This is a genomic window from Longimicrobium sp. (assembly GCF_036280135.1).
Taxonomy (GTDB): domain Bacteria; phylum Gemmatimonadota; class Gemmatimonadetes; order Longimicrobiales; family Longimicrobiaceae; genus Longimicrobium.
Genome location: NZ_DASURI010000205.1, coordinates 1 through 7096, shown reverse-complemented (window position 1 = coordinate 7096; position 7096 = coordinate 1). Strand labels below are relative to the sequence as shown.

Below are 7096 nucleotides of genomic sequence, written 5' to 3'. Positions count from 1 at the left end.
TGCTCGTCGGCCGCGGCACGCGGCTCCATGGGAGCGGCGGCACGGCGTTCGTGGCGCCGAACGCGTTCGCCCGCGCGGGGCGCGCCGTCACTGTCACCAACGGGGTGGCGAGTGTGACGACGGGCAACCCGGGCGTGGACCCCGAGCGCTCGTTCACGTGGGACGCGGGCGTCGGGATCGAGCGGTCGCGCGCCGGCGTCCGCGCGGACGTGACGTTCTTCGCCACGCGCGTGCGCGACCGCATCACCAGCGTGCGCGCGTCGTTCCCGTCCGCCGCGCGGCCCCGTACGGCCGAGGGTGTCGCCATCGGCTCGGTCAGCAGCAACGTGAACGCGGCGCGCGTGGAGATGCGCGGGATCGAATGGCAGGCCTCGTGGGACCTGGGCGCGCGGATGGGCTGGCGCCGCTCGCTGCGCCTGTTCGCGGCGGGGACACGCATCTTGGCGGCGGAGGAGACGGTGACGAGCGCTTCGGTGGATGCGGCCAGGTTCGCCGGGCGCACGGACTTTCGCCCGGAGGAGGTGCTGGGCGCGCTGGTGTTCGGCCGCGACACGACGGTGCGCATCCGCAACGTGGCCCGCGCGACGGTGACGGGGGGCGTGGAGTGGGACGACCCGCGGCGCGTGTCCGCGCGGCTCTCGGCGCGGTACGTGGGAGAGCGCATCGACCAGGATTTCCGCGAGTCGGCGCGCGTGGCGGACGTGCTGTATCCGGCCCAGCTCGTGGCAGACTTCGTCGCGGGCGTCCGCGTGGCAGCGGGAACGGAGATTCGCCTGCAGGTGAGCAACCTAACGGACGAGCACGTCTACGAGAAGCGCGGCTACGACCTGCCGGGCCGGGCCGTGCGGCTGGGCGTGGGCGTCGAGTGGTAGCCGCGCTGGCGGCATTGGTGCTGGACGGCGCGTTCGGCGAGCCGCCGTCCGCCCTGCACCCCGTCGTGTGGATGGGCCAGGCCCTCCGCGCCGGCCGGCGAGCGGGCGCGGGTCTGCCACCGCGGACGGCGCTGCTCGCGGGCGCGGCGCTCGTGGCGGCGGGCGGCGCGGCGGCGTGGGGCGCGGGCGCGCTCGCGGAGCGTGCCCTGGCGCGCGTCCCCGGCCGGCAGCTCGCGCGCGGCGCCGTGCTCAAGCCGGCCCTGGCGCCAAGGGCTCTGCTGGACGCCGGCGCGTCCGTCGAAACGGCGCTGCGGAACGGGAACCTGGAAGAGGCGCGGCGGCTGCTCGCGTGGCACCTGGTGTCGCGCGACACGTCCGCGCTTTCCGCGTCGGAGGTGGCGGGCGCCGCCATCGCGTCGCTGGCGGAGAACCTGTGCGACGCTGTCGTGGCGCCGTTGCTGGCGTTCCGCGTGGCGGGGCTCCCCGGCGCGTACCTGCACCGCTGGCTGAACACGGCGGACGCCGTCCTCGGGTACCGCACGCCGGAGCTGGAATGGTTCGGCAAGGCCGCCGCCCGCGCGGACGACGCCGCCAACTGGCTCCCCGCGCGCCTGTCCGCGCTCTGCATCGTCCTCGCGGCGACGTGCGTGGGGGCGGATGCGAAAGGAGCGGCGCGGGCCGCGTTGCGCGACGCGGGGCGGACGCCCAGCCCCAACGGCGGATGGCCGATGTCCGCCGCCGCGGGCGCGCTGGGCGTGCGGCTGGAAAAGCGCGGCGTCTACGTGCTGAATGCGGACGGCGCGCCCGCGACGGTTGACGACCTGCGCCGCGCGCGGCGGCTGGTGGGCGTGGCATCCGCCCTCGCGCTGCTGCTGGCGGAGGCGGCATGAGAGCGGACGTGGAGCCGGCGGAGTCCCTGGAACTGGCGGAGCATGGGGGACCGGACGGCGTGCGCGACGCGGCTCAGCCCGTCCGCATGGACTTCAGCACGTGCGTCAACGCGTACGGACCCGCGCCCGCGGTGGCCGAAGCCGTGCGCCGCGCGCCCATCGACGCGTACCCGGATCCCCGCGCGCTTGCCCCGCGCGAGGCCGCTGCCGCGTACTGGGACGTCGCGGTCGACCGTGTCTCCTTCGGCGCGGGGGCGGCGGAGCTGATCGCGGCGGCCGCCTGCGCCCTGCTCCGCGCGAACGACGTGGCGCTGGTCGCCGCGCCCGCGTTCGGCGAGTACGCGCGGGCGGCCGCTCTCTGCGGCGCGCGCGTGACCGAAATCCGCGGCGCCGATCCCTTCGCGCCGGAGGCGGACGAGGTGGTGGATGCCATCCGCCGCGTTCGCCCGCGCGTCGTCTTTCTCGCCGCGCCGTCCAGTCCGGCGGGGCGCGCGTACACGGCGGATGCGCTGGCGCGGGTGGCGGACGCGTGCGCGGACGCCGGCGCGCGGCTGGTGCTGGACCAGAGCTACGACGCCTTCCTGTCCGCTCCGTTGGGGACACCGACCCTGGGCGACCACCCCGCCGTGCTCGTCATTCGCTCGCTCACCAAGGACCACGCGCTGGCGGGGCTCCGCGCGGGCTTCGCCATCGGCCCGGCGCCGCTCATCGAGCGGCTGGAGCGCGTGCGGACGCCGTGGTCCGCCTCGACCCCGGCGCAGGCCGCCGCCGGCGCCGCCCTCTCCGCGGCGGGCGACGCGCACCTCGCGGCCACCCTGCCCCGCCTGCGCGCGGAGCGGATGCGCATCGCGGCCACCCTGGATGCCGCCGGCATCGCGACGGTCCCCAGCGACACGCACTACCTGCTGGCGGACGTGGGCGACGGCCGCACGTGGACGTCGGCGCTGCGGCGGACGGGCATCGCCGTGCGGCCGTGCGCCAGCTTTGGCCTGCCACGCCACGTCCGCATCGCCGCCCGCACCCCGGCGGAGAACGACGCGCTCCTGGCGGCCCTTCCGCCCGTCCTCCAACCCCGATCCGCCCCATGACCAGCCGACGCACCGACCCCAGCATCGCTCCTGAAGCGCCAGCGCCGGCCAACGGACGCAAGGCGCCCGTCCCCAAGCGCAAGCGGCCCGGCAAGTACCGCGTCCCGCCGCGCGAAAGCCGCCACGGGCTGCTCATCGTCCACACAGGTGACGGCAAGGGAAAGAGCACGGCCGCCCTGGGCATGCTCATGCGCGCCGCCGGACGCGGGATGCGCGTGGGGATGTGGCAGTTCATCAAGAGCGCCGAGAACCCGTACGGAGAGCACTTCGCGGCGTCCAGGCTGGGCGTGGAGATCATGCCCCTGGGCGACGGCTTCACCTGGCTGAGCGACAACCTGGATGAGGACCGCGCCCTGGCCCGGCGCGGCTGGGACGTCTGCCGCGCGGCGCTGGAGAGCGGCGAGTACGACGTGCTGATCTTCGACGAGATCACGTACGCGCTCAACTACGGCTGGCTGGAAACGGACGAGGTGCTGGCCGCCGTCCGCGCGCGCCCCGTCGGCACGCACGTGGTGATGACGGGCCGATCCGCGTCCGACGCGCTCATCGCCGCGGCGGACCTGGTGACGGAGATGCGGCTGATCAAGCACCCCTATCGAGAGCAGGGGATCGGCGCGCAGCCCGGGATCGAGCTGTGACGCCGGACGACGGCGTCCGCGCGATGGCGGGAGACGGATCGGCGGACGCGGCTCCGTCGAGGGACGACTCCGATCGGCCGCACGTGGCGGATGAGGAGCGGTGGACGGCGGATGATGCATCCGCGGATGCCGATCGCGTTCGGCGCCCATCTGCCCGATCCCTGTCCTCTGCCGCCGCGCCGCGAAAGCCGGCGCCCGTGCTGATGGTCCAGGGCACGGCGTCCGGCGTGGGCAAGTCGTTCCTGACGGCTGCTCTGTGCCGCGTCTTCGCGCGGCGGGGCGTGCGCGTGCTGCCGTTCAAGGCGCAGAACATGTCCAACAACGCGGCCGTGACGGCGGACGGCGGCGAGATGGGCCGGGCGCAGGCGCTGCAGGCGCGCGCCGCCGGGGTCGCGCCGGACGTGCGGATGAACCCCGTGCTGCTCAAGCCCGTGGCCGACACGCGCTCCGACGTCGTGCTGATGGGCCGCAGCCGGCCGGAACTGAGCGCCCTGCACTGGCACGCGCGCCGCGAGCGCCTGTGGCCCGCCGTCACCGACGCCCTGGCGGAGCTCCGCGCGGACGCCGACCTCGTCATCGCGGAGGGCGCGGGAAGCCCTGCGGAGACCAACCTGCGGGCCACCGACATCGTCAACATGGCCGTCGCGCGGCACGCGGACGCCGCCGTGCTGCTGGCGGCGGACATCGACCGCGGTGGCGCGTTCGCATCGCTGTACGGCACGTGGGCGCTGCTGGACGAGGCGGACCGCGGGCTCATCCGCGGCTTCGTCCTCAACCGCTTCCGCGGCGACGCCCGCCTGCTGGCCCCCGCGCCAGCGGACCTGGAGGCGCGCACGGGCGTGCCGACGGTGGGCGTGGTGCCGTACACGCGCCATCGCCTGCCGGAGGAGGACGCGTTCGGGCTGGAGGCCGGCGGGGGCGAGGGGCTTCCCATTGCCGCCATCCGCCTGCCGCACCTGGCCAACTTCGACGACCTGGATCCGCTCGCGGCCGAGCCCGGCGTGAGCGTGCGCTGGGTGGACCGGCCCCAAGGGATCGAAGGCGCCGCGGCCATCGTCATCCCCGGCACGCGCAACACGCTGGCGGACCTGCGCTGGCTGTGGGAGTCCGGGCTCGCGGCCGCCATCCGCGCCCGCGCCGCGGCGGGCACGCCCGTCGTGGGCCTCTGCGGCGGATACCAGGTGCTGGGCGCGCGCGTAGCCGATCCGCACGGGATCGAGGACGGCGGCGAATGCGCGGGGCTGGGCCTGCTGGCGGGATCGACCGTGCTGGAGCGCGGCAAGACGACGCGCGTTCGCGCGGACGCCGTCGTGGCCGCCCATGGCCCGTTCAGCGCGCTGGCGGGGTCGGCGCTGGGCGGATACGAGATCCACCACGGCCGCACGACCCTCGGCGACGGCGACCAAGCGTGGATCGCCGCCGGCGGCGAGGCGCTGGGCGCGGCGGCGGGCACCGCGTGGGGGACGTACCTGCATAGCGTGTTCGGCAACGACGGGCTGCGCCGCGCGTGGCTGCAGACGCTGCGGGCCGGCGGCAGCGTGGAGGGGTGGGAGGCGCGGGTGGAGCGGGAGATCGACCGCGTGGCGGACCACGTGGAAGAGAACATGGACATGCCGCGGATCGCGGCGATGATCGGACGGGAGCACCTGTGGAGCTGATTCTTTTCACGGGCGGCGCGCGCAGCGGCAAGAGCCGCCTGGCCGAGGCCGCCGCCCTGCGCGCCGGCGGCGCGGACGTGACCTACGTCGCCACGGCGGTGGCGGGAGACGAGGAGATGGAGACGCGCATCCGCCGCCACCGCGCGGACCGCCCCGCCGGCTGGACGACGGTGGAAGCACAGTCCGCCGTCGGTGGCGCCATCCGAGCGGCGCGGACGGACGTGGTGATGCTGGACTGCCTGACGCTGCTGGCGTCAAACGCGCTGCTCGCGGCCGCGGACGACGGCGAGGAGGCCGCGCACGCCGCCGTCCGCGCGGAGACGGACGCCTTGCTGGCCGCCGCCGCGTCGCGCGACGGGCTGCTGCTGGTCGTGACGAACGAGGTGGGATTCGGCGTGGTGCCGGCGCACGCGCTGGGACGCTGGTACCGCGACGCGCTCGGCGTGGCCAACCAGCGGATCGCCGCGGCCGCGCGGGACGTGGTGCTCGTCGTCAGCGGCATCCCCATGGCCGTAAAGGGCAGCGTTCCGCTCACGTGAGCACTGTTCGCCTGTACCTCGTCCGCCACGGCGAGACCGCGTGGAACGCGCACAACCTGTGGCAGGGCACGATGGACGTGCCGCTGAGCCCGCGCGGCCGCCGCCAGGCCGATGCGTTGCGCGAGGCGCTCGCCCCTGTCCCCTTCGACGCGGCGTACACGTCGCCGCTGCGGCGCGCGCGGGAGACGGCGGACCGCGTGCTCGCCGGGCGCGCGCTGGCGCCGACGGTCGTCCCCGCGCTGCGGGAGCTTTGCTACGGGCTGCGGCAGGGCTGGGGCGTCGCGGCCCGCGCCCGCTCGGGGCTGGACCGCGCGTGGCGCGATCGGCCCTGGGAGGTGCGCTTTCCCGGTGGCGAGTCGCTGGAGGAGGTGTCGCGCCGCGCCGTGCCCGCCGTCCGCGCCATCGCCGCGGCGCACCCGGGCGGATGCGTGCTCGTCAGCGCGCACGGCCACGTCAACCGCGTGCTGGAGATGCACTTCGGCGGCATCGACCGCGCGCGCTTCTGGGACGACGCGCAGCCGAACGCCACCGTCCGCGTCCTCGACATCCATCCGCCCGATGCCGATCCGCCCGGTGCCGCGCGGGCCGGGGCTGACGCCAAACGCGCGATCGGCATGGCATCGACATCGATCCACATCCACCGGGGTTGACCGCAGTGACATCGACCGAGACCCATCCGCTCCTTTCCGGCACGGACCACGACACGGTGGAGGCCGCCGCGCGCCGCGCCATGGACGAGAAGACCAAGCCGCTGGGCTCGCTGGGCGTGCTGGAGGCGCTGGCCGTTCGCCTGGCCGCGCTGCAGGGGACGACGGCGCCGGAGGTGGAGCGCGGGCGCATCGTCGTCTTCGCGGCGGACCACGGCGTGGCGGCGGAGGGCGTGAGCGCGTATCCGCAGGTGGTGACGGGCGAGATGGTGCGCAACTTCGCGCGCGGCGGCGCGGCCGTGAACGTGCTGGCGCGCGCGGCCGGGCTGGACGTGGAGGTGGTGGACACGGGCGTGGCGGCGGACCTGCGCGACGTGCCGGGCATCGTGCACGCGCCCGTCCGCGCCGGCACGCGGAACCTGGCCGTGGAGCCTGCCATGACGGCGGACGAGGCGGATCTCGCGATGCGGATCGGCGCCGACGCAGTTCGCCGCGCGGCCGCGGACGGCGTACGCGCCGTGGGGCTGGGCGAGATGGGGATCGCGAACACGACCTCCGCCGCGGCGCTCCTTTCCGCCCTCACCGGCGCCCCGCCACAGCTGACCGTCGGGCGCGGCACGGGCGTGGACGACGACGGCGTCCGCCGCAAGCAGGCCGTCGTGGCCCGCGCGCTCGCGCTGCACGCGGATGTGCTCGCAGATCCGCGCGCCGCCCTGACCGCCCTGGGCGGGTTCGAGATCGCCGCCATCGCGGGCGCGGCGCGG

General features: G+C 75.7%; 8 protein-coding genes. All 8 read left to right on the top strand.

The features are described 5' to 3' along the window. A partial coding sequence (locus tag VFZ20_RS06010) for a TonB-dependent receptor domain-containing protein (protein WP_329682933.1) occupies positions 1–872 on the top strand: 872 nt, incomplete at its 5' end. Further along, positions 866–1762, top strand: coding sequence for an adenosylcobinamide-phosphate synthase CbiB (gene cbiB, locus VFZ20_RS06005; protein ID WP_329682932.1), 897 nt, complete (start codon positions 866–868; stop codon positions 1760–1762). The genes VFZ20_RS06010 and cbiB, both read left to right, overlap by 7 nt. After that, a complete protein-coding gene (locus tag VFZ20_RS06000) occupies positions 1759–2850 on the top strand; it encodes a histidinol-phosphate transaminase (protein ID WP_329682931.1) in 1092 nt (363 codons plus the stop codon). The genes cbiB and VFZ20_RS06000 overlap by 4 nt, the downstream gene beginning before the upstream one ends. Further along, entirely contained in the window at positions 2847–3488 is a 642-nt protein-coding gene (gene cobO / locus VFZ20_RS05995) for a cob(I)yrinic acid a,c-diamide adenosyltransferase (RefSeq protein ID WP_329682930.1), read from the top strand. Before VFZ20_RS06000 ends, cobO begins: the two co-directional genes overlap by 4 nt. A gap of 203 nt (positions 3489–3691) precedes the next feature. After that, positions 3692–5146, top strand: coding sequence for a cobyric acid synthase (locus tag VFZ20_RS05990; protein ID WP_329682934.1), 1455 nt, complete (start codon positions 3692–3694; stop codon positions 5144–5146). Further along, the gene (gene cobU / locus VFZ20_RS05985; RefSeq protein ID WP_329682929.1) at positions 5137–5685 is read left to right on the top strand and encodes a bifunctional adenosylcobinamide kinase/adenosylcobinamide-phosphate guanylyltransferase; all 549 of its coding nucleotides are present in this window, start codon (positions 5137–5139) and stop codon (positions 5683–5685) included. Before VFZ20_RS05990 ends, cobU begins: the two co-directional genes overlap by 10 nt. Beyond that, on the top strand, positions 5682–6335 hold the full coding sequence (locus VFZ20_RS05980; RefSeq protein WP_329682928.1) for a histidine phosphatase family protein: 654 nt from the start codon (positions 5682–5684) through the stop codon (positions 6333–6335). Before cobU ends, VFZ20_RS05980 begins: the two co-directional genes overlap by 4 nt. Positions 6336–6340: 5 nt before the next feature. Continuing rightward, positions 6341–7096 (top strand): nicotinate-nucleotide--dimethylbenzimidazole phosphoribosyltransferase (locus tag VFZ20_RS05975; RefSeq protein ID WP_329682927.1); only part of this gene is annotated, 756 nt, incomplete at its 3' end.

Coding starts and splice junctions, on each gene's coding strand:
- VFZ20_RS06000 (WP_329682931.1), top strand. CDS start 1,759: ATGAGAGCGGACGTGGAGCCGGCGGAGTCCCTGGAACTGGCGGAGCAT.
- cobO (WP_329682930.1), top strand. CDS start 2,847: ATGACCAGCCGACGCACCGACCCCAGCATCGCTCCTGAAGCGCCAGCG.
- VFZ20_RS05990 (WP_329682934.1), top strand. CDS start 3,692: ATGGTCCAGGGCACGGCGTCCGGCGTGGGCAAGTCGTTCCTGACGGCT.